This is a genomic window from Jannaschia donghaensis (genome assembly GCF_001403795.1).
GTDB classification, from domain to species: domain Bacteria; phylum Pseudomonadota; class Alphaproteobacteria; order Rhodobacterales; family Rhodobacteraceae; genus Jannaschia; species Jannaschia donghaensis.
In genome coordinates, this window is sequence record NZ_CXSU01000012.1 from 214775 (window position 1) to 234312 (window position 19538).

23 protein-coding genes are annotated in these 19538 nt (G+C 63.0%); 18 read left to right on the forward strand and 5 right to left on the reverse strand.

Annotated features, from left to right (window positions below; translation table 11 throughout):
- The first annotated feature begins 27 nt into the window (after nt 1-27).
- The 12 genes from folK (at nt 28) to recO (ending at nt 9195) form a co-directional block, all read left to right on the forward strand.
- Complete coding sequence (gene folK / locus JDO7802_RS10260) at nt 28-630, forward strand: 2-amino-4-hydroxy-6-hydroxymethyldihydropteridine diphosphokinase (RefSeq protein WP_055085254.1); 603 nt, start codon at nt 28-30, stop codon at nt 628-630.
- A gap of 34 nt (nt 631-664) precedes the next feature.
- Nucleotides 665-1018: a DNA-directed RNA polymerase subunit omega gene (gene rpoZ, locus JDO7802_RS10265; protein ID WP_055085256.1), complete on the forward strand. Its 354-nt coding sequence runs from the start codon at nt 665-667 to the stop codon at nt 1016-1018.
- Nucleotides 1019-1040: 22 nt separating this feature from the next.
- Nucleotides 1041-3215: a RelA/SpoT family protein gene (locus tag JDO7802_RS10270; protein ID WP_055085258.1), complete on the forward strand. Its 2175-nt coding sequence runs from the start codon at nt 1041-1043 to the stop codon at nt 3213-3215.
- A 13-nt stretch (nt 3216-3228) separates the two neighbouring features.
- Entirely contained in the window at nt 3229-3894 is a 666-nt protein-coding gene (locus JDO7802_RS10275) for a DUF2062 domain-containing protein (RefSeq protein WP_306455358.1), read from the forward strand.
- Nucleotides 3887-4633 carry a pyridoxine 5'-phosphate synthase gene (locus JDO7802_RS10280; protein WP_055085261.1) on the forward strand — a complete coding sequence of 249 codons (747 nt, stop codon included), beginning with the start codon at nt 3887-3889 and terminating at the stop codon, nt 4631-4633. The genes JDO7802_RS10275 and JDO7802_RS10280 overlap by 8 nt, the downstream gene beginning before the upstream one ends.
- Nucleotides 4634-4685: 52 nt before the next feature.
- Nucleotides 4686-5288, forward strand: coding sequence for a LysE family translocator (locus JDO7802_RS10285; RefSeq protein WP_055085263.1), 603 nt, complete (start codon nt 4686-4688; stop codon nt 5286-5288).
- Complete coding sequence (gene acpS, locus JDO7802_RS10290) at nt 5285-5698, forward strand: holo-ACP synthase (RefSeq protein ID WP_055085265.1); 414 nt, start codon at nt 5285-5287, stop codon at nt 5696-5698. The genes JDO7802_RS10285 and acpS overlap by 4 nt, the downstream gene beginning before the upstream one ends.
- A 70-nt stretch (nt 5699-5768) precedes the next feature.
- Nucleotides 5769-6554 carry a signal peptidase I gene (lepB, locus tag JDO7802_RS10295; RefSeq protein WP_055085267.1) on the forward strand — a complete coding sequence of 262 codons (786 nt, stop codon included), beginning with the start codon at nt 5769-5771 and terminating at the stop codon, nt 6552-6554.
- Complete coding sequence (rnc, locus tag JDO7802_RS10300; protein ID WP_055085269.1) at nt 6551-7234, forward strand: ribonuclease III; 684 nt, start codon at nt 6551-6553, stop codon at nt 7232-7234. Before lepB ends, rnc begins: the two co-directional genes overlap by 4 nt.
- Complete coding sequence (gene era, locus JDO7802_RS10305) at nt 7227-8147, forward strand: GTPase Era (protein ID WP_055085271.1); 921 nt, start codon at nt 7227-7229, stop codon at nt 8145-8147. The genes rnc and era overlap by 8 nt, the downstream gene beginning before the upstream one ends.
- Nucleotides 8144-8473, forward strand: coding sequence for a DUF1491 family protein (locus tag JDO7802_RS10310; protein WP_055087202.1), 330 nt, complete (start codon nt 8144-8146; stop codon nt 8471-8473). Before era ends, JDO7802_RS10310 begins: the two co-directional genes overlap by 4 nt.
- Complete coding sequence (recO, locus tag JDO7802_RS10315; protein WP_055085273.1) at nt 8473-9195, forward strand: DNA repair protein RecO; 723 nt, start codon at nt 8473-8475, stop codon at nt 9193-9195. The genes JDO7802_RS10310 and recO overlap by 1 nt, the downstream gene beginning before the upstream one ends.
- On the opposite strand, the gene JDO7802_RS10320 is transcribed toward recO, so the two are convergent.
- Together JDO7802_RS10320 and JDO7802_RS10325 are read right to left on the reverse strand one after the other, a co-directional pair.
- Entirely contained in the window at nt 9192-9578 is a 387-nt protein-coding gene (locus tag JDO7802_RS10320) for an META domain-containing protein (RefSeq protein WP_055085275.1), read from the reverse strand. The genes recO and JDO7802_RS10320 overlap by 4 nt on opposite strands.
- Before the next feature lie 111 nt (nt 9579-9689).
- Nucleotides 9690-11378, reverse strand: a complete 1689-nt coding sequence (locus JDO7802_RS10325) for an acyl-CoA dehydrogenase family protein (RefSeq protein ID WP_055085277.1) — start codon at nt 11376-11378, stop codon at nt 9690-9692.
- A 153-nt stretch (nt 11379-11531) separates the two neighbouring features.
- On the opposite strand from JDO7802_RS10325, the gene JDO7802_RS10330 reads away from it, so the two are divergent.
- Entirely contained in the window at nt 11532-12290 is a 759-nt protein-coding gene (locus tag JDO7802_RS10330; RefSeq protein ID WP_055085280.1) for a sulfite exporter TauE/SafE family protein, read from the forward strand.
- On the opposite strand, the gene JDO7802_RS10335 is transcribed toward JDO7802_RS10330, so the two are convergent.
- The 3 genes from JDO7802_RS10335 to JDO7802_RS10345 are packed head-to-tail and all read right to left on the reverse strand — an operon-like array spanning nt 12287 to nt 14904.
- Nucleotides 12287-12796 (reverse strand): DUF3859 domain-containing protein, encoded by a 510-nt coding sequence (locus tag JDO7802_RS10335; RefSeq protein WP_055085282.1) that lies wholly within the window; start codon nt 12794-12796, stop codon nt 12287-12289. The two genes, JDO7802_RS10330 and JDO7802_RS10335, sit on opposite strands and share 4 nt — an antisense overlap.
- 9 nt (nt 12797-12805) lie before the next feature.
- The gene (locus JDO7802_RS10340) at nt 12806-13324 is read right to left on the reverse strand and encodes a DUF3859 domain-containing protein (RefSeq protein ID WP_055085284.1); all 519 of its coding nucleotides are present in this window, start codon (nt 13322-13324) and stop codon (nt 12806-12808) included.
- The gene (locus JDO7802_RS10345; protein WP_055085286.1) at nt 13309-14904 is read right to left on the reverse strand and encodes a phosphoenolpyruvate carboxykinase; all 1596 of its coding nucleotides are present in this window, start codon (nt 14902-14904) and stop codon (nt 13309-13311) included. The genes JDO7802_RS10340 and JDO7802_RS10345 overlap by 16 nt, the downstream gene beginning before the upstream one ends.
- A gap of 310 nt (nt 14905-15214) precedes the next feature.
- Between JDO7802_RS10345 and JDO7802_RS10350 the strand changes: the two genes are divergently transcribed.
- The 5 genes from JDO7802_RS10350 (at nt 15215) to JDO7802_RS10370 (ending at nt 19532) form a co-directional block, all read left to right on the forward strand.
- On the forward strand, nt 15215-15916 hold the full coding sequence (locus tag JDO7802_RS10350) for a response regulator transcription factor (protein WP_055085288.1): 702 nt from the start codon (nt 15215-15217) through the stop codon (nt 15914-15916).
- A gap of 39 nt (nt 15917-15955) precedes the next feature.
- On the forward strand, nt 15956-17683 hold the full coding sequence (locus JDO7802_RS10355) for a sensor histidine kinase (RefSeq protein ID WP_055087203.1): 1728 nt from the start codon (nt 15956-15958) through the stop codon (nt 17681-17683).
- Between the two features lie 7 nt (nt 17684-17690).
- Nucleotides 17691-18155, forward strand: a complete 465-nt coding sequence (locus tag JDO7802_RS10360) for an HPr kinase/phosphorylase (protein ID WP_187298125.1) — start codon at nt 17691-17693, stop codon at nt 18153-18155.
- A 70-nt stretch (nt 18156-18225) separates the two neighbouring features.
- The gene (rapZ, locus tag JDO7802_RS10365; RefSeq protein WP_144430594.1) at nt 18226-19143 is read left to right on the forward strand and encodes an RNase adapter RapZ; all 918 of its coding nucleotides are present in this window, start codon (nt 18226-18228) and stop codon (nt 19141-19143) included.
- The gene (locus tag JDO7802_RS10370; protein WP_055085292.1) at nt 19140-19532 is read left to right on the forward strand and encodes a PTS sugar transporter subunit IIA; all 393 of its coding nucleotides are present in this window, start codon (nt 19140-19142) and stop codon (nt 19530-19532) included. The genes rapZ and JDO7802_RS10370 overlap by 4 nt, the downstream gene beginning before the upstream one ends.
- Nucleotides 19533-19538 lie beyond the last annotated feature (6 nt).

The window sequence follows — 19538 nt, forward strand, 5'->3', positions numbered from 1 at the left end:
CATATAATGAACGTCGGTGGACGCAATATGGTGGTATTTATCTTGACCCTATGCCTTGTCGCGTTCGGAGCCAATTCCTCGACGGGTTTGAGCGCAAACGCGCGGCATGTCGCGCAGGCGATCGGACAGATGCCCGGCCGCGTCGTCGCTGCATCGCGGCTGTTTCGCACGCCGGCCTGGCCGACCGGCTCCGGGCCCGACTTTTCAAATTGTGCAATCATTTTAAGCACGAACCTCCCCCCCGAGCGGTTGTTGGACTGTCTGCACCGCATCGAGGCGCGGCACGGACGGGTCCGGGACAGGCGATGGGAACCGCGCAGTCTGGACATCGATCTGCTGGCGGTTGGGGCACGTGTGATGCCGGATATGATGACGTGGCGTCGCTGGAAGGAAAAACCTTACGCGGCGCAACTTTTCGATGCGCCGGACAGGTTGATCCTGCCACATCCGCGGCTGACGGAGCGTGCCTTCGTCCTGATTCCCCTGATGGATGTGGCCCCCGCCTGGCGGCATCCGGCGACCGGACGCACCGTTCGGTCGATGGTCGCCGGCCTGTCGGCGCGGGAACGTCGTGAAATAAGGCCGGTCGGGACCATCGGCGGGGTTGTCAACAGAAAATGCGGGGCATAGATAGCGCCTTCAGCCCCCTGACAGAGGTACGCCCATGGCCCGCGTTACAGTCGAAGATTGCGTCGATAAGGTTCCCAACCGGTTCGAACTGGTGATGCTGGCCGCGCACCGCGCCCGCGAGATCGCCACCGGAAGTGCTGCGACGGTCGACCGCGACAACGATAAGAACCCTGTCGTCGCCCTGCGTGAGATTGCGGACGAGACCCAAGGTGCCGACGATCTGCGCGAGCGCTTGATCGAGTCGAACCAGACCCAGATCGAAGTGGACGAGCCGGAAGAAGATTCGATGGCCTTGCTGATGGGCGTCGAGAAAGATGCCCCGGCGCAAGACGACATGTCCGAAGAGAAATTGCTGCGTGCGCTGATGGAGGCGCAGGGCCAGCCCTGATCCAAGAAAGGCGCGCGCTCACATGATCGAGGTCGAGGACCTGATCGCGCTGGTGCGCGCCTACAACCCCCGGACGGACGTCGACCTGCTCCGCCGCGCCTATGCCTATGGTGCCGAGATGCACGAGGGGCAGACCCGCCGATCCGGCGAGCCGTATTTTAGCCATCCTGTCGAAGTCGCCGGCCTGCTGACCGAACAGCGGTTGGATGATGCCACGATCGTAACGGCTCTGTTGCACGATACGATCGAGGACACGCGGTCGACCTTTGCTGCTGTCGAAGCCAAGTTCGGAACCGAGATCGCCGAGATGGTCGATGGCGTTACCAAGCTGACCAATCTGGAAATGACGTCGAGCGAGACCAAGCAGGCGGAAAATTTCCGCAAGCTCTTCATGGCGATGTCCAAAGACCTGCGGGTCATTTTGGTGAAGCTGACCGACCGACTGCACAACATGCGCACGATCCGTCACATGAAGGTCGAGAAGCAGGCGCAGAAAGCTCACGAGACGATGGAGATCTATGCGCCGCTTGCGGGTCGCATGGGGATGCAGTGGATGCGGGAGGAGTTGGAGGATCTGTGTTTCGCAGTCCTCAACCCCGAGGCGCGCCATTCGATTCTGCGGCGCTTCGTGACCTTGCAGCGGGAAACGGGCGACGTGATCCGACGGATCACCGACGACATCGAGAGCGAGCTGGCCCGCGCCGGTATTCCTGCGACCGTGATGGGTCGCGCCAAGCGACCGTTCAGCATTTGGCGCAAGATGGAGGAGAAAGAGATCGGGTTCTCCCGTCTGTCCGACATTTATGGTTTTCGCATCATCGTCGGGGGCGAGGAAGATTGTTACCGCGCGCTGGGCGTCATCCATCAGCGGTGGAAGTCGGTGCCGGGGCGATTCAAGGATTACATCAGTCAGCCAAAATCGAACGGATACCGATCGATTCATACGACCGTGTCGGGGCGTGATGGCAAGAAGGTGGAAGTGCAGATCCGCACCCGCGAAATGCACGAGGTTGCGGAGCGGGGTGTGGCCGCGCATTGGTCGTACCGCGACGGGGTACGAGCCGAAAATCGCTTTGCGGTGGATCCGGCGGAATGGCTGCGGTCGGTAAACGAACGGTTCGATGACGCGAGCGACAACGCGGAATTTCTGGAGGCCGTGAAGCTGGAGATGTACACCGATCAGGTGTTCTGCTTCACGCCCAAGGGCGACGTGATCAAGCTGCCGAAGGGGGCGACACCGATCGATTTCGCCTATGCGATCCACACCCGCATCGGCCACAGGACGGTGGCGGCGAAGGTCGACGGGATGCGCGTGCCGCTCTGGACGCGGCTGCGCAACGGGCAATCGGTGGACATCGTCACCGCTGAAGCGCAGTCTCCGCAGGCCACCTGGATCGACATTGCCACCACGGGGCGCGCGAAGGCGTCGATCCGCCGCGCGCTCAAGGCCGAGCGGCGGAGCGGTCACGTGCGCTTGGGGCGCGAATTGGCACGGGCCGCCTTCACGCAGGTCGGCAAGAAGGCGACCGACAAGGCGCTGGAAACGGCGGCGGTCGCCTTGGGCTATGACGGGGACGAGGATCTGCTTGCAGCCATCGGGGCCAGTCAGATCAGCGCGCGGCAGGTCGTCGCCGAGCTTTATCCCGAACTGGCGAAGGCACCGCCGGCCCCCGATGTCGCGGCCGGCAAAGCCATCGTCGGCCTTGACCCAAACGCCCACTACGAACGCGCCCCTTGTTGCCAGCCGGTCCCCGGGGAGCGGATCGTGGGCATCACCAACAAGGGCCATGGCGTGACGATCCATGCGATCGACTGTCCGCGGATGGCCGAATTCGAGGATCAAACCGATCGCTGGGTCGATCTGCAATGGTCGCCCGGACACCACGCACCCCGCAACGCGGTGACGCTGGATATGACGATCAGCAACGCGCCGGGCGTCCTGGGCCGGATCGCCCTGCTGATCGCGGAGCAGAACGCGAATATCTCCGACCTGCGGTTTATCGACCGAAAGCCGGATTTCTTCCGCCTTCTCATTGACGTGGACGTCCGCGACCGTGAACATCTTCACAGCTTGCTCATGGCGGCCGACACCGACAGCGATGTTGCTCAGGTGCGCCGTCATCGGGCACGTCTGACCCATCGAACGCCGTTGCCCGCCTCCGGCCTTGCCGCAAGCCCAACCGAAACCCCCGCCTGAGGAGAGGCTCTTGGTGTTCAAACGCCGCGACCGATTGCCGATCTGGCAGGCCGTGTGGCAAGCGCTCTGGCCCAAGGGCGGCTGGGGGCGTGCCGCCGTCTACGTCAAGCATCGTCTGCGCCGGCTGCCCGATACGCCGCGCAAGATCAGCCGGGGCATCATGGTCGGCGTTTTTACGACGTTCACGCCGCTCTACGGTTTGCATTTCTTCGTGGCCGCCGGTCTGGCCGTGGCCGTGCGCGGCAATGTCATGGCCGCATTGTTGGGGACGTTCTTCGGCAATCCGCTGACCTATGTGCCGATTGCCGTCGTCTCGCTGAACCTCGGGCACTTCATGCTGGGCACCGAAGTGCGCGGCGAGGTGGACGAGAACATCTTCGCCAAGTTCTTCGGGGCCGGCGAGGATCTGCTGTTCAACGCTTGGAACGCCCTGCGGGGCAACCCCGTCGATTGGACCGCGACATCGGTGTTCTGGAACGATGTCTTCTGGCCCTGGGCCGTCGGCGGGGTCGTTCCCGGCATCTTCACTGGCATCGCGGCCTATACCATTTGCCTGCCGCTGATCGAGGCGTATCAGAAGCGGCGGCGCGGGCGCATCAAGAAGAAGCTGGAAGAGATCCGGCGCAAGGCGGCCCTTCGGGCAGCGGAAAAGAAAGCAAAGAGCGAAACCCATGGATAGACTTCGTCTGGGCGTGAACATCGACCACGTTGCCACCATCCGCAACGCACGCGGCGGTGACAATCCCGACCCCGTGCGTGCGGCAGTGATGGCGCAGGAAGCGGGGGCCGACGGTATCACCGCCCACCTGCGAGAGGACCGACGTCACATCAGGGATCAGGACATGGCGGCCATCGCGGCGGCGATCGACATCCCCCTCAACTTCGAGATGGCCGCCACCGACGAGATGGCGCGTATCGCGCTGGCCACCAACCCCCATGCCGTCTGTCTGGTGCCTGAACGGCGGGAGGAGCGGACCACCGAAGGCGGTCTGGAGGTGGCGGGCGATGCCAACCGTCTGACGTCCTATATCGCGCCGTTCCGTGATGCGGGCGCGCGCGTGTCGCTGTTCATCGCGGCCGATGAAGGACAGATCGAGGCATCGGCGCGGGTGGGGGCCGCGGTGGTCGAGCTGCACACCGGCAGCTATTGCGATGCGGTCGCCGAAGGGCGGACCGAGGATGCGGCCGTCGAACTCGAACGCTTGATCGCCGGTGCCGCGCAAGCGCACGACTTGGGGTTGGAGGTTCACGCGGGCCACGGCATTACCTATGACAGCGTCGCTCCGCTTGCCGCGATCCCGCAGGTGGTGGAGTTAAACATCGGACACTTCATCATCGGAGAGGCGGTGTTTCGGGGATTGCACGATGCCATGGGAGAGATGCGGCGGCTGATGGATCTGGCGCGGCGGACGACGTGATGGACGCAGGCACAGCATCGTACCTGCATCCAATCCGGACGTGGCGCCGAAAATGATCGAGATTCTGGCCGCGTTCGCGTTGGTGACGTTCGCTCCGGGACCAGCGAATTTGGCCGTGGGGCTGGTGGCGATGGCGCATGGACCCAGACCGTCGTTGCGCATGGCCGTCGGCCTTGCCTCCGGATTGGCGATCTGGGGCGGTATCGCGGCCCTTGGATTGGGAACGTTGCTGGCCGGTTCGGAAGCGGCTTTGACGGTATTGCGTGTGTTCGGCGGTGCCTATCTTCTTTGGCTGGGCTGGAAGGCGGCGCGCACGGCGTGGTCACCGGCGGTCGGTGCGGCGCGCGTGTCCGCCTTGGCCAAGCCGTTTCGGACCGGACTGCTTCTGAATCTGTCGAACCCAAAGGCGGTCCTTGCCTGGATGGCCGCACTTGCCATGGGCCTTGGGCCTGAAACGGGTGGCGGATTCGTGGCTTTGGCGACTGGCCTTTGCGCGCTGATCGGGCTTGCCAACTATCTTTGTTGGTCGCTCCTGCTGTCGCGCGGTCCGGTCCGGCGCGGCTATGCCCGCAGTGCGCGCTGGATCGACGGGATTGCGGCCGGAATGTTCGCAGTGGCCGGTGTCGGCCTGATCCGACAGGGACTGGCACGGTGATCCTGGGGATCGGCACCGACCTTGCGAATATCGACCGGGTGCAAGGCGTGCTCGATCGCTTCGGCGACCGGTTCCGCGACCGTGTCTTTACCCCGACGGAGCAGCGCAAGGCCATCCACCGTGCCAAGGTGGACGGCGGAGAGGCGAGCACCTATGCCAAACGCTGGGCTGCCAAAGAGGCCTGCTCCAAGGCGCTGGGCACTGGCCTGCGCATGGGGATTGCGTGGAAGGATATGGCGGTGACGAACCTGCGCACCGGACAGCCCATCATGGTCGTCACGGGATGGGCGGCGGAGCGGTTGGAAACGATGACCCCGGCCGGCCACGAAACGGTCATTCATGTCAGCCTGACCGACGATCATCCCTGGGCACAGGCCTTCGTCGTGATCGAAGCGCGTCCCATCGCCTGAGCCGCCGTGATCCGGTTGACTTGAACCGGGGCAGGGGGCACTGGAACCCAAAGTACAAGGGAAACGACCCATGGCGAAAGCGGAAAAAAAGGAAGGCCTGTTCGAGACGGTGAAGACCGTTTTCTGGGCGCTCGTGATCGCGGGCGTCTTCCGCACGCTGTTCTTCCAGCCGTTCTGGATTCCGTCGGGCAGCATGAAGGATACGCTGCTGATCGGCGACTTCCTGTTCGTCAACAAGATGGCCTATGGCTACTCCCGCCACTCATGCCCGTTCTCGGCCTGCCCATTCTCGGGTCGGCTGTTCGGGTCGGAGCCGGAGCGCGGGGACGTGATCGTGTTCCGGCACCCCGTCAACGGCACCGATTTCATCAAGCGCCTGGTCGGCGTGCCCGGCGACACCGTCCAGATGCGCGACGGTCAACTGTGGCTCAACGGGACGCCTTTGCGCACCGAACCCGACGCGCCCTTTGTCGAGACGAAGGCCCCGCAAGGGCCGCAGCGCCTGACACCGCGGTGTGCGAACGATCCGGTCGGCACGGGTGGCGATTGCATCAAGGAACGGTCCGTCGAGTACTTTCCAGGCAACGAGCAGGGCCATTCGATCCTGAACATCGGCCGCAGCAGCACGGATCAGACGCCGGTCTATACCGTGCCCGAGGGACAGTATTTCTTCATGGGCGACAACCGCGACAATTCCCGCGACAGTCGGGTGCCGCGGTCGGTCGAGGGGGTCGGCTTCGTGCCTTACGAAAACCTGATCGGACGCGCCGATCGCGTGATCTTCTCTTCCGCAGGCAGCCGCATGCTGTTCTTCTGGACTTGGCGGATGGACCGCTTCTTCGAGGAGATCGTTTGAAGATTTCGCGTGAGCTCGAAGCGTTTCAGGCACGGATCGGCTATACTTTTTCCCGGCCCGATCTTCTTGTGCGCGCGATGACGCATTCGTCCATCGCCACCGAGACCCGGCCCGACAACCAGCGGCTGGAATTCCTGGGCGACCGGGTTCTGGGTCTGGTGATGGCCGAGGAGTTGATGTCCGATGATCGCACCGCCGCCGAGGGCCAACTGGCCCCGCGCTTCAATGCCATGGTGCGCAAGGAAACCTGCGCCGATGTCGCGCGGTCCGTCGATCTGGGCAGCGTGCTGAAACTGGGTAAATCCGAACAGGTGACCGGCGGGCGGCGCAAGCTGGCCCTGCTGGGCGACGGGATCGAGGCATTGATCGCCGCCGTCTATGTCGATGGCGGACTGGGGCCGGCACGCGATCTTGTTTTGCGTCTCTGGGGTGACCGTATTCACGATGTCGAAGACGATGCGCGGGACGCGAAGACGACCTTGCAGGAATGGGCGCAGGGCCGAAAGATGAGCCCGCCGAATTATGAAGTGGTGGAGCGTTCGGGGCCCGATCACGCCCCGGTCTTCCGGATCGTTGCGCGTCTTGAAGATGGACGCTCGGCCGAAGGTGAAGCCTCGTCCAAACGCAACGCGGAACAGGCGGCAGCGCAGGCTCTGCTGAAAGGGTTGAACGATGGCTGAAGCAGAAACCCGCGCCGGGTTCGTCGCCCTTATCGGAGAGCCGAACGCCGGAAAGTCGACCCTGCTGAACCGGATGGTCGGGGCCAAGGTGTCGATCGTGACCCATAAGGTTCAGACGACCCGTGCGCGTGTGCGCGGTGTGGCGATGGCGGACGCCAGCCAGCTGATTTTCGTTGATACGCCCGGTCTTTTCCAACCCAAGCGGCGGCTGGACCGCGCGATGGTCGCCGCCGCCTGGACCGGGGCGGCGGATGCGGACGTGGTGGTCCTGCTGATCGAGGCGACACAGGGCCTGACCGCAGGTGTCGAAGCCATCCTTGCGGCGCTGGATGAAAAGCGCGCGGCGGGCCAACCGGTCCTTCTGGCGATCAACAAGATCGACAGGGTGCAGGCCGAAAACCTGCTGGCCCTGTCGCAGAAGATGAACGACCGCTACGACTTCGACGGCACATTCATGATTTCCGCCGAAAAGGGCCATGGCGTCGAGGATCTGCGCAAGGATCTGGCGGCGCGGGTGCCGGCGGGGCCGTGGCTCTACCCCGAGGATCAGATCGCGGATCTGCCGCTGCGCACCATCGCGGCGGAGATCACGCGCGAGAAGCTGACGCTTCGGCTGCACCAGGAACTGCCTTACCAGCTGACCGTGGAGACCGAAAACTGGGAGGATCGTCCGGACGGATCAGCGCGTATCGATCAGATCATCTATGTCGTGCGGGACGGTCACAAGGGGATCGTGCTGGGCAAGAAGGGCGAGACGACCAAAGCCGTCGGTCAGGCGGCACGGGCCGAGATGGAAGAGTTTCTTGGCCACCGCGTCCACCTTTTCCTGCAAGTGAAGGTGCGGCCAAACTGGCAGGAAGATTCCGAACGCTTCGATGCGATGGGTCTGGATTTCAAGGATGGAAACGCCTGATGCGCCTGACGGCTTCCTTCTGGGTCGCCGCCTACCGCAAGCGGCTGGAGATACAGGGCATCCCCTGTTTCGTCGTGCGCCACGGAGACGACACCGGCGGCGCGGTCCTTGTAAAACTCAATACACTCGATGGTCAGGCGATTGTCTATCAACGCAGTTTCGATCTGACGTCCGGCGACCGGGTCTGGGTGGTGTTGATGCAAGGCGACGAGCCGGAGTGCGATGCCGCGATCCGGCGTCAGGCTGGGTTCGACCCGGATCTCTGGGTGCTGGAGGTCGAGGATCGTCAGGGGCGTCATCTTCTGGACGAAGAGGGTCTGGGTTGATGGAGTGGCGGGACGAGGGGATCGTCCTGTCCGCCCGCCCACACGGCGAAACTTCGGTGATCCTGGAGCTTCTGACCCGGGCCCATGGTCGGCATCTGGGGGTCATTCACGGCGGAGTGTCGCGCAAGAAGGCTCCGATGCTGCAACCGGGCAATCAGCTTGACGCCGTCTGGCGGGCGCGACTTGAGGATCATTTGGGCACGTACACGGTTGAGCTGAAATGCTCTCGCGCGGCGGGCATTCTTGCCGATCCGCTGCGGCTTGCGGCGCTATCGTCTTGCTGCGCGTTGGCCTCCTTCGTCTTGCCGGAACGCGAGGACATGGACGATTTTCAGGTTCGGACCGAAGCGCTTTGCGACGCGATTTCAGACGGGAGAGGCTGGCTGACCGAGTACGTCGGTTGGGAAGTGGCCCTCTTGGACGTGAGCGGTTTCGGATTGGACCTGTCCGCCTGCGCCGTGTCGGGCGGCGCGAACGATCTGGCCTATGTCAGTCCGCGGACGGGCCGCGCGGTAAGCCGGTCGGCCGCGGGGGAGTGGGCCTCGAAGCTGTTGCCGTTGCCGGACATGTTGCTGGGTGGCATGCCGACGATCGACGGGGCCTGCGCCGCGCTGGCGGTGACGGGTCACTTTCTGGAGCAGAAGCTGGCACCGGCCTTGGGCGCGCGTCCCCTGCCGGCGGCGCGGTCAAGGCTGGTTCAGGCCTTGAACGCCGCGCGCTAGCCGTCCCCCGCCTCGAAAACCATCTGCCGACCGTCAGGCGTGCTCAGCAGCAGGAGGTCGAGCGCCACCTCGATAAGTTCCATGTCCTGCAGCGCCGCGAAATACGCCGCCTCGGCTTCGCCATCGGGGCAGGTCATGCTGGTGGATGCGATATCTCGAATTCGGATCCAAGGCACCGGAACGGATTGCGTCGCGGTGAACGTGTTGCAGGGGCCGGTGCCCCTCACGGATCCCTCCTTGGGAAAGGTGATGGTCGCATCCGCTGTATAGGGGGCACCGTCAATCTCGGTCAGATGCCAGACGGTCGTCGGCTCCACATAGCCCGACACCGTTTCGTCGGGACAAAGGCCAAGGGCGAAGGCAAAGGGCAGAACGCAAAGCATGGCGGTTTGTCGCGCGCCTCTGGACTAAGGGAAAGGGCCCGCACAGTCATATGAACACGGCACGTTAAAGCATCCTGCTGACGGTTCCCGAATGGATGAAGTCGTAGATCATCAGCCAAGCAGACGACGGGCGATAACCTGCGCCTGGATTTCGGCCGCACCCTCGAAGATGTTGAGGATACGCGCGTCGCAGAGCAGACGGCTGATCGGATATTCGAGAGCGAAGCCGTTGCCGCCGTGTACCTGTAAACCGTTGTCGGCAGCGGCCCACGCGGTGCGCGCCCCCAACAGCTTGGCCATGCCAGCCTCGATATCGCACCGGCGGTCGTTGTCCTTTTCGGCGGCCGAAAAATACGTCAGCTGCCGGGTCACCATGATTTCAACGGCCATCATCGCGATCTTGTTCGCGATGCGCGGGAAAGCGATCAGCGGTTTGCCGAACTGGTTGCGCGTTTCTGCGTAGGACAGGGCGGCATCCAGCGCGGCCTGGGCCACGCCGATGGCACGGGCCGCAGTTTGGATCCGCGCGCTTTCGAACGTCTGCATGAGCTGTTTGAAGCCCTGGCCTTCCACACCACCCAGCAGATTTTCACTTTTCACGGCGAAGTCGTCGAAATTGACCGTGTATTCCTTCATTCCGCGATAGCCGAGGACTTCGATCTCACCGCCGGAAATGCCGGGGTCCTGCCATGGCTGCTCGTCGGTTCCGGGCGTCTTCTCGGCCAAGAACATCGAAAGGCCGCGATAGTCATTCGTGTCTGGGACCGTCCGGGCCAGAACGGTCATCACGTGGGTGCGCGCGGCATGGGTGATCCAGGTCTTGTTACCGTTCAAGGTCCAGGCTCCATCGTCGCCCTTCACCGCTTTGGTACGCAGGGCACCAAGGTCCGAGCCTGTGTTCGGCTCCGTGAAGACGGCCGTGGGGAGCGTTTCGCCCGATGCAAGGCGGGGAAGCCACTTCGCCTTCTGCTCCTCCGTGCCGCCGCACAGGATCAATTCGGCCGCGATCTCGGACCGCGTGCCAAGACTTCCGACCCCGATATATCCGCGCGACAATTCTTCCGATACGACGCACATCGCGGCCTTGGGCAGGCCCAAGCCGCCGAATTCTTCGGGGATGGTCAGGCCGAAGACGCCCATCTCGGCCATCTCCTCGATGATCTCCATCGGGATGAGTTCATCCTTGAGGTGCCATTCATGCGCATCGGGAGCCACGCGGTCGTTGGACCAGCGACGGAACTGATCGCGTATCATCTCCAGCTCATCATCCAGTCCGGTCGCGCCGAAGGTCGCGTTGGCGGTCCCGTCGCGCATCAGTTCGGCCAGGCGGGTGCGGGCGGTCTGGGTGTTGCCTTGGTTGCAAAGCGTAATGACGGCGGGCACCATCATCGCGCGCTGATCGTCCTGGGTCAGATGCATGTCCTGCGGGCGCACGATCTCCCCTTGGGACATCGGCAGGCCGCCATAAGCTTGCCAAAGGTATTCCCCGAAAGCGATCTGATGAAGCAGCGCCTCCATCTCGCCGAAAGCCCCATCGGCTTGCAGACGCTCGGCCCAATGCTGCATCTGCCGCAGGGCCTGACCATAAGTGGCGAGCCATGCGAAGCCGTGAGTCGCGGTTTGCTCGGCCTCCAGCAGGGACACGTCGATCTGGCCGTCACGGACGACATGGGCGGAAACCGAGATTTTCGCCTTGGCGATAAGGGCTTCGAGAGCGTCACAAGCCTCGGATGTCAGGGACAGCAAGTCCGGAAGGCGAGCGTCGATCGCGTGCGTCATGGTCTGGCCATCATGGGGCATCGGGAACCTCCTGTCGGGAATTCGGTCATCGGGACTGTGCAGTTGCAGCGAAACTTAATTGCACAGACCGGGGTCGGCAAGTAAATAAAATGACCTTCGTGTCGCGGTTCGCTGGGGCTGGCGCGCTATGAACCGGGCGCGTATCGGTGCCTGATGGACATGTTGACACCCTTCGCCTGGGGCTTGGCCCTCACCATCGCGCTGTTTGCGGGCGTGGTCAAAGGGTCGGTCGGCTTCGCGCTGCCGCTGATCATGATTTCCGGCTTGTCGAGCTTTCTGGACCCCAAGCTGGCGCTGGCCGGCATCTTGGTGTCCGTCCTCGCCACGAATGGCTGGCAGGTGACACGCCAGGGATATGCACCGGCGCGCGCCGCGGCGATTTTGCATTGGCGATATCTGGTCATCGTCATGGTGGCGATCTTCCTCGCGGCGCAACTGGTCACCGCGATTCCGAGCCAGGTCTTCTATTTCATCCTTGGCGTTCCAGTCGTCGGTCTGTCGTTGTTGCAACTGAGCGGTGTGGTCCTGCACATTCCCGCGCACCGCCGGGTCGCGGCGGAATGGGGCATCGGGCTCATTTCGGGTCTTCTGGGCGGGCTGGCGGGAACGTGGGGGCCGACGACCGTCCTCTATCTGCTGGCGATCGATACCCCAAAGGCGCGGCAGATGGTGGTGCAAGGCGTAATCTACGGCGCGGGGGCGATCGTGCTGGTTCTGGCGCACTTGCGATCGGGCATCCTGAATGGCGAGACGATCTGGTTCTCGGCCGCGTTGTTGCCGGCGGCCTTGATCGGGATGGCTGTGGGGTTCCGCCTGCAGGACCGCATGGATCAGGCGCTGTTCAAGAAAGTCACGCTGGTGGTGCTGGTCGTGGCTGGGGTCAACCTGATCCGCAAGGGCCTGATGGGCTAGGACAGAAACTGGAAGCAGGCCCGTTCGACCCGGCCCTGATTTTCGGTCTCCGTGACTTCGAAAGGGACGGTGACGACGGGGGTTCCGTCGATCTCGATGGAGAACGTCCAGGGTCCTGGGACCTTTTCGTACTCCAACTCGAATGTGAAAAGGTTCATGTTGGTGGTCCCCGGCACGATGGTGTCGCGCCATTCCTCCCGCTCCACACCGCGGTCGCCCATCGGCGGATGGGTCACGACGACCGTGACGTCGGTTTCGGAGGCACCCGGTTTCAGTTCAGTGCGAAATCCGAAGCCGAGCTGGTCGAGCGTCGGGACGGTGCGGTCGGGCAGATCGAACGTCAGCCCGGCTTCGATCTGTCGGATGAACCCGGATTCGGTGCCCGGTGCGTCGACGAGGGCACCGTCCGTCGGCCGCGGACAAATGATGCCCGCATCGACCAGCCGGACCTGCGCGGCAAGGGGTGTGGCGAACAGAAGCGTCAGGAAAATGAAAAAGAGGCGCATTGCGATCCGTCAGCTGTTGAGGAACAGGCCGCAGGCCTGCGTTACGGCGGCATTCGGCGTGTCGGTCACCACGAAATCCACCGAAAGCAGAATGCCTGTCGCGTCCTCCACCTGCAATGTCCATGCGCCGGGCACCATCTCGTAGGCGAATTCGAACGTATAGGCACGGGTCGACACGGCACCGGGCTCCATCACCTTGCTGTAGACCTGTCGGGTGACCCCGTCGGTGCCCATCGGCGGGTGCAGCGTTGCCATGCGCAGGGTCCGGGCGGTTTCGCCGGCCCACCGCGTTTCGATCCCCAAGCCGAGACAAGGGATCATGGGAATTGCCCGCGTTTCCACATCGATGGACAGGCCTGGAATCTCGCGCACGCCGCCCACAAGCGTATCCGGTGCGTCACGCATCGGGCCGGAGCGGCCATCCGGGCAGACGACACCCGCCGCGAGCAATTCGACCTGCGCCACCGACGGGGTTGCACAGGTAGCAGCGATCAGGATCGTCAGGGCTTGGATCAGCCGATGGCGCACGCCTTCACGTCCTCGTCGATGTGGTCGACGTATTTGTCGAAGTTGGCGGAGAACATGTCCACCAGTTTCCGCGCCTGCGCGTCATAGGCGTCCTTGTCCGTCCATGTGCGGCGCGGGTCCAAAAGGACGTCGGCCACCCCGTGGCACGACACCGGCACCTCGAACCCGAAATTCGCATCGCGGCGAAAGTCTCCGGTCGCCAGGCTGCCGTTCAAAGCCGCCGTGAGCAGAGCGCGGGTCGCCTTGATCGGCATCCGGCTGCCGGTGCCATATGCCCCGCCTGTCCAGCCGGTGTTGACCAGCCAGCAATCGGAGCCGTGTTTGGCGATTTTGCTTTGCAGCAGCTTGCCATAGATTTCCGGACGGCGCGGCATGAAGGGCGCGCCGAAGCAGGTCGAGAATGTCGGTTCCGGCTCGGTCACGCCGCGCTCGGTTCCTGCAACTTTGGACGTGAAGCCCGACAGGAAGTGATACATCGCCTGCGCCGGCGTCAGGCGCGCGATCGGCGGCAGAACGCCGAAGGCATCGCAAGTCAGCATGACGACATTCTTCGGGTTGCCGCCAAGGGCCGTCGCGCTCGCGTTGGAGATATAGTCCAGCGGATAGGCCGCACGCATGTTGGCAGTGATGCTGTCATCCTCGAAATCCAGCTCCAGCGTGTCCGGATCGAAGACCATGTTCTCGATCACGGTCGCGAACTTCGTCGTCGTGGCGAAGATTTCCGGCTCCGCCTCGGCCGACAGGTTGATCGTCTTTGCGTAGCAGCCCCCCTCGAAGTTGAAGATGCCGCGGTCGGACCACCCATGTTCGTCATCGCCGATTAGAATACGGTCGGGCGCGGCCGACAGCGTGGTCTTGCCGGTACCAGACAGACCAAAGAACACGGCGGCGTCCGTTGGCTTGCCGATGGCGTGGTTGGCCGAACAATGCATCGGCATCACACCTTTTTCGGGCAGGATATAATTGAGCAGGGTGAAGACGGATTTCTTGTTCTCGCCCGCATATTCCGTTCCCGCGATCAGGATCTCCTTGGCGTCCAGGTTCATCGCGATGACCACGTCGCTGCGGCACCCGTGACGCGCGGGGTCGGCCTTGAAGCTAGGGCAGTTGATGACCGTATATTCGGGGACGAATTCCGCAAGCTCCTGCCCGTCGGGACGACGCAGCATGTGCCGAATGAAAAGCGAGTGCCAAGCCAGTTCTGTGACGACGCGAACGTCAAGACGGTGCGCCGGGTCGGAGCCGCCGAAGAGATCCTGCACGAAGTAGTCGCGGCCCTTCATGTGCTCCAGCATGTCGGCGCGCAGCGTGTCATACGCCGCCGGTTCCATGGCCGCGTTGTTGTCCCACCAGACCGTGTTCTCGGTCGCGGCGGACCGGACGACGTGTTTGTCCTTGGGCGACCGGCCCGTGAATTTGCCCGTCGTTACCAGAAAAGAGCCGCCCTGACCGATGGTGCCTTCCTTGCGAACCACCGCTTCCTGGATGATCGCCGGTTCAAGCAGGTTATAATAGACGCGACCCAGACCGCGGATGCCTTGTGCTTCGAGCGTCTGCTCGGGGTTCACGCGCTGGGTCATGATGTCTCTCCTAATTCCGAAAATCCGGTCGCTTTCAAACATCTGTAGCGAAATGTGGCTGCGGATCGTCCTTGTTGATCGTAACATCCAGTCGGTGCCAAGGGCAGAGGACGTTAGCGCAACCAAGAGGCCCCGGTAGCGCAATCATGTGGCGAAAGGGAAACAGCCCATTAACTCCGCTTTAATTGCACACGGGCCACAGTCTGCCATGCGAATCGGTTTGGAAGCGAATTGTGTTGATCTTCGTGCCCCTTTTCGAGGACGGTAGAAAAAAACACGGCAGTATAACAGGCAATCAGAGGACATTGGCATGTCGCGTATCGCGCTCGTCGACGACGACAGGAACATCCTGACGTCCGTTTCCATGACCCTAGAAGCAGAAGGCTTCGAGGTTGAAACCTACAATGACGGTCAGAGCGCGCTTGACGCCTTCAACCGCCAGATGCCCGATCTGGGGGTCTTCGACATCAAGATGCCGCGGATGGACGGCATGGATCTGTTGCAGCGTCTGCGCCAGAAATCTTCGGTTCCGGTGATCTTCCTGACCTCCAAGGACGACGAGATCGACGAGGTTCTCGGCCTCCGGATGGGTGCGGACGATTACGTTCGCAAACCGTTTTCCCAGCGTCTGCTGGTGGAGCGGATCCGCGCGATCCTGCGCCGGCAGGAGGCGATCGCCTCCGACGAGACGGAGACGCCCGAGGATACGCAGGTCATGCAACGCGGGGAGTTGTCGATGGACCCGCTGCGCCACGCGGTAAAGTGGAAGGGCCGCGATGTCACCCTGACCGTGACCGAGTTTCTGCTGCTTCAGGCCTTGGCGCAGCGCCCCGGCTTCGTAAAGTCGCGCGATCAACTCATGGATGTTGCCTACGACGATCAGGTTTATGTCGATGATCGCACGATCGACAGTCATATCAAGCGTCTGCGCAAGAAGATGCGCTCTGCTGACCCCGAGTTTTCGGCGATCGAGACGTTGTACGGCATCGGCTACCGCTACAACGAAGAATAGGCGGGGGACGGGGGAATGGCGTCCGTGACCGATCTGGACATGCCGGAAGACGCGCCGAAAAGACGGAGCTTCTTCCGCCGCAAGGAACGCGCCCGCTCCCAGAGCGAGGTCGTTCTGGGCGAGGACTGGGAGCGGCCCGAGCGGCTGGGCGAAAACGAGCTGAACAATGCACGCGCCCGGCGCGGTCTCTTCAGCCTCGACCGTTCGCCCCTCGCGCGGAAGATCATCGTCTTCAACCTTCTCGCCATCCTGATGTTGGTCGCAGGAGTTCTGTTCCTCAACCCGTCGCGTGACAGTCTCATCGTGCAGCGCGAAGCGGGGCTCGTAACCGAGGCACGATTGGTCGCTGACGTAATTCAGGCCTCCCTGCCACAGGGGGCACCCGTTTCGTTGGGCGCCGGGGACGGTGTCGATGTCCAGGCGCTTTTGGCTGACATCGACTTGCCGCGTGGCGTTGATGTTCACGTATTCGACACGGCCGGTACGTTGATCGCGCAAGCCACGGGGACAGACACCGCCGCCGAAGTCGTTGGCCTGAACGAGACCACGCGCAAGACGACCATCATCACATCGGCACTGAACGGAATATGGGAAATCGTGTCGGGCATTTTCAGCCGCGACGCGGAGAGCACGCCCCGGTCCTTGGATGTGGCCCAAGACCTTCTCGCAAGCTCGCCCGGCAGCACGGCGATCCGCGGATACGACGGGGTGGACGGCAGACTCTTTACCGTAATCACGCCGGTCAGCGCGGGCACGGCGGCCTTCGGGATGATCGCCGTGACGACCCGCGCCGGCGAGATCGATGCGCTGGTCCGGGTGGAGCGTGAGCAGCTTCTGCAGATGTTCGTCATCGCCCTTCTGGTCTCTATCGGTCTGAGCTTGGTCTTGGCGTCGACGATCGCGAACCCGCTTTCGGATCTGTCCGCCGCGGCCGAGCTTGGGCGGGATAAACACGCCCGCAAGATGTCGCCGCAACGCGTCCGCATTCCGGACCTTACGGCCCGACCGGACGAGATCGGACGCCTGTCGGGGGCCCTGCGCGGTATGGTTGCGGCGCTCTACGACCGGATCGACAGCAATGAGCAATTCGCGGCCGATGTCGCGCATGAAATCAAGAACCCTCTGGCCAGCCTACGTTCGGCCGTGGGCACCATGCGCCTGGCCAAGACCGACGATCAGCGTACGCGTCTGCTGGAAGTCATCGAACACGATGTCCGGCGTCTGGACAGGCTCGTCAGTGACATCTCCAATGCGTCCCGCCTCGACAGCGAGTTGGTCAAGGAGGAGGAAGAGCCGTTCGACCTCGTCAAGATGATCTCCAACCTTGGTGTATATCATGGCCAGGAGGCGGAGGCGCAGGACATCGACTTCATCACCGATCTGCCGAAGGAACCGATCGTCATAATGGGGCTGGAGGCGCGTCTGGCGCAGGTTTTCGTAAACCTAATCACCAACGCGATGTCCTTCTGCGAAGACGGCGATGCCGTTCGCGTCTGGCTGCGCCGACGCGAAAACCGCGTGCTCGTCGTGGTCGAGGATACCGGTCCGGGCATCCCCGAAGCGGCGCTGTCGAAGGTCTTCAACCGCTTCTATTCCGAACGGCCGGAGAAGCAGTTCGGGAACCATTCAGGATTGGGGCTGGCGATCTCCAAACAGATCGTGGAAGCCCATGGCGGCGTCATCTGGGCCGAGAACATCCGCCCCACGGATATGGATTTGACGTCTGATCCGCTGGGCGCGCGGTTCGTCGTCGGCCTCCCGATCTGATCCAATGATGGACCGGCCCGGTCCGACTTTCGCGCCATTGTCAGGCGACAGGGTTTCGGCCCACGCCACGACCATCGCTTTTGCAGGTGCCGGGCTTGCTCTGTGCGGGCCGTCGGGTGCTGGAAAATCAGGAACGGCGGCGCAGCTGATTGCTTTGGGTGCCGATCTTGTCGCCGACGATCTGACGATCTTCATGGCCGACGGATCGACCCTTTTGGCAACGGCACCGAGCGGGGCTGTCAGCGCGCTCGAATTGCGCGGCCTGGGGCTGGCGCGGCTCAAGCTGGTTCCGCATGTCGCGCTCAAGGCATTCGTATGGCTGGGGGCTTCCACCGCGCGGCTTCCCGAACCGGAGAATGTACAGGTCCTGGGATGTGCTGTGCCACTCCTGCGTCATCCGGCCACGGCCGATCTGGCGGCAAAACTACTTATCTGGCTCGATAGCCGAACATGCGAACGCGGGCGGATCTGACCCGCCGTACATGCGCCTTACAATTGTCGTCGCCGGCTCCTACGTCTCGCGCCAATCTAATGAGGAAGTGATGAACCCGTCCCGCGATCCAGTCGATCTGATCCTCGTCACCGGACCTTCGGGGGCCGGGCGAACGACGGCGATCCATGTTTTGGAAGACACCGGCTACGAAGTGATCGACAATCTGCCGCTGTCGCTGATGGCAAGGCTGCTCGATGGCGGGTTGGACCGGCCTCTCGCTCTGGGAATCGATGTCCGCAACCGCGATTTCAGCGTCGATGCGCTTCTGTCGTTGGCGGCGAAGGTTCGGGCCGATCCGGCCTATGGGGCCAAACTTCTCTATCTCGACTGCGATGCACCCACACTCATCTCGCGATTTTCAGAGACGCGACGACGTCATCCCCTGGCCCCGGAGGAAGACGCGGAGGTCGGGGTCACGCGCGAACTCTCGATCCTGGCCGGGGTCGCAGATCATGCGGACACGTTGATCGATACGACGGGCCTGACAGTTCACGATCTCAAGGACGAAGTCCTGCGTTGGTTCGGACGTGACAGCCGGCGGCTTGCGATTTCGGTGCAGTCCTTCAGCTATAAACGCGGGGTGCCGCGCGGTTTGGATCTGGTGTTCGACGTTCGCTTCCTCGCCAATCCTCATTGGGAGGCGGCGTTGCGTGAGGGCACCGGTCGGGATGCTTCCGTGCGCGACTACGTTCGGGCCGACCCGCGGTTCAGGGATTTTTATGAGCGTCTGTCGGGCCTCATCCTGTCTTTGTTGCCGGCCTACCGACAGGAGGGTCGTGCCCACCTTGCGGTCGGCCTGGGATGCACCGGCGGGCGACATCGTTCGGTTGCCGTCACGGAAATGCTGTCCCGGACGCTTGCCGATCAGGGATGGCAGGTGTCTAAACGACACCGGGAATTGGACCGCCGCGATGCGGCGTCCACCAACGGCTCGGGGGATACGGGTCATGGGGTAAGCGCCGTATGATCGGCATCGTTATCGTTGCACATGGGGGACTCGCCGAGGAGTATCGGCGCGCCGTGGAACATGTGATGGGTCCGCAGAAGGGATTGCGCGCGGTGTCCGTGGCCGCGATGTGCGACCGCGCCAGCAAGGAACGCGAGATTCAGGTCATCGCCGACAGCGTCGATCAGGGTGATGGCGTCGTCATCGTGACGGATATCTTCGGCGGCTCCCCGTCCAATCTGTCGATGGGGGCCTGTGCCCCGTCGGATCGCAAGATATTCTATGGTGCGAACCTGCCGGCGTTGATCAAACTCGCCCGGAGCAGGACAAAACCTCTCGACGAGGCGCTGGCCTTGGCCAAAGCCGCCGGAACGCGCTACATGGACGTCGCACAGGGCCCCGCGGCCTGATCCTGC

Bases quoted from the DNA above. Each gene is read 5' to 3' on its own strand.
- era (WP_055085271.1), top strand. From the start codon at position 7,227: ATGGCTGAAGCAGAAACCCGCGCCGGGTTCGTCGCCCTTATCGGAGAG.
- recO (WP_055085273.1), top strand. From the start codon at position 8,473: ATGGAGTGGCGGGACGAGGGGATCGTCCTGTCCGCCCGCCCACACGGC.
- JDO7802_RS10270 (WP_055085258.1), top strand. From the start codon at position 1,041: ATGATCGAGGTCGAGGACCTGATCGCGCTGGTGCGCGCCTACAACCCC.
- JDO7802_RS10335 (WP_055085282.1), bottom strand. From the start codon at position 12,796: ATGCGCCTCTTTTTCATTTTCCTGACGCTTCTGTTCGCCACACCCCTT.
- JDO7802_RS10330 (WP_055085280.1), top strand. From the start codon at position 11,532: ATGGACATGTTGACACCCTTCGCCTGGGGCTTGGCCCTCACCATCGCG.
- JDO7802_RS10360 (WP_187298125.1), top strand. From the start codon at position 17,691: ATGGACCGGCCCGGTCCGACTTTCGCGCCATTGTCAGGCGACAGGGTT.
- JDO7802_RS10320 (WP_055085275.1), bottom strand. From the start codon at position 9,578: ATGCTTTGCGTTCTGCCCTTTGCCTTCGCCCTTGGCCTTTGTCCCGAC.
- rpoZ (WP_055085256.1), top strand. From the start codon at position 665: ATGGCCCGCGTTACAGTCGAAGATTGCGTCGATAAGGTTCCCAACCGG.
- lepB (WP_055085267.1), top strand. From the start codon at position 5,769: ATGGCGAAAGCGGAAAAAAAGGAAGGCCTGTTCGAGACGGTGAAGACC.
- folK (WP_055085254.1), top strand. From the start codon at position 28: ATGGTGGTATTTATCTTGACCCTATGCCTTGTCGCGTTCGGAGCCAAT.
- JDO7802_RS10345 (WP_055085286.1), bottom strand. From the start codon at position 14,904: ATGACCCAGCGCGTGAACCCCGAGCAGACGCTCGAAGCACAAGGCATC.
- JDO7802_RS10355 (WP_055087203.1), top strand. From the start codon at position 15,956: ATGCCGGAAGACGCGCCGAAAAGACGGAGCTTCTTCCGCCGCAAGGAA.
- JDO7802_RS10370 (WP_055085292.1), top strand. From the start codon at position 19,140: ATGATCGGCATCGTTATCGTTGCACATGGGGGACTCGCCGAGGAGTAT.
- JDO7802_RS10325 (WP_055085277.1), bottom strand. From the start codon at position 11,378: ATGCCCCATGATGGCCAGACCATGACGCACGCGATCGACGCTCGCCTT.
- JDO7802_RS10350 (WP_055085288.1), top strand. From the start codon at position 15,215: ATGTCGCGTATCGCGCTCGTCGACGACGACAGGAACATCCTGACGTCC.
- JDO7802_RS10285 (WP_055085263.1), top strand. From the start codon at position 4,686: ATGATCGAGATTCTGGCCGCGTTCGCGTTGGTGACGTTCGCTCCGGGA.
- JDO7802_RS10280 (WP_055085261.1), top strand. From the start codon at position 3,887: ATGGATAGACTTCGTCTGGGCGTGAACATCGACCACGTTGCCACCATC.
- rapZ (WP_144430594.1), top strand. From the start codon at position 18,226: ATGAACCCGTCCCGCGATCCAGTCGATCTGATCCTCGTCACCGGACCT.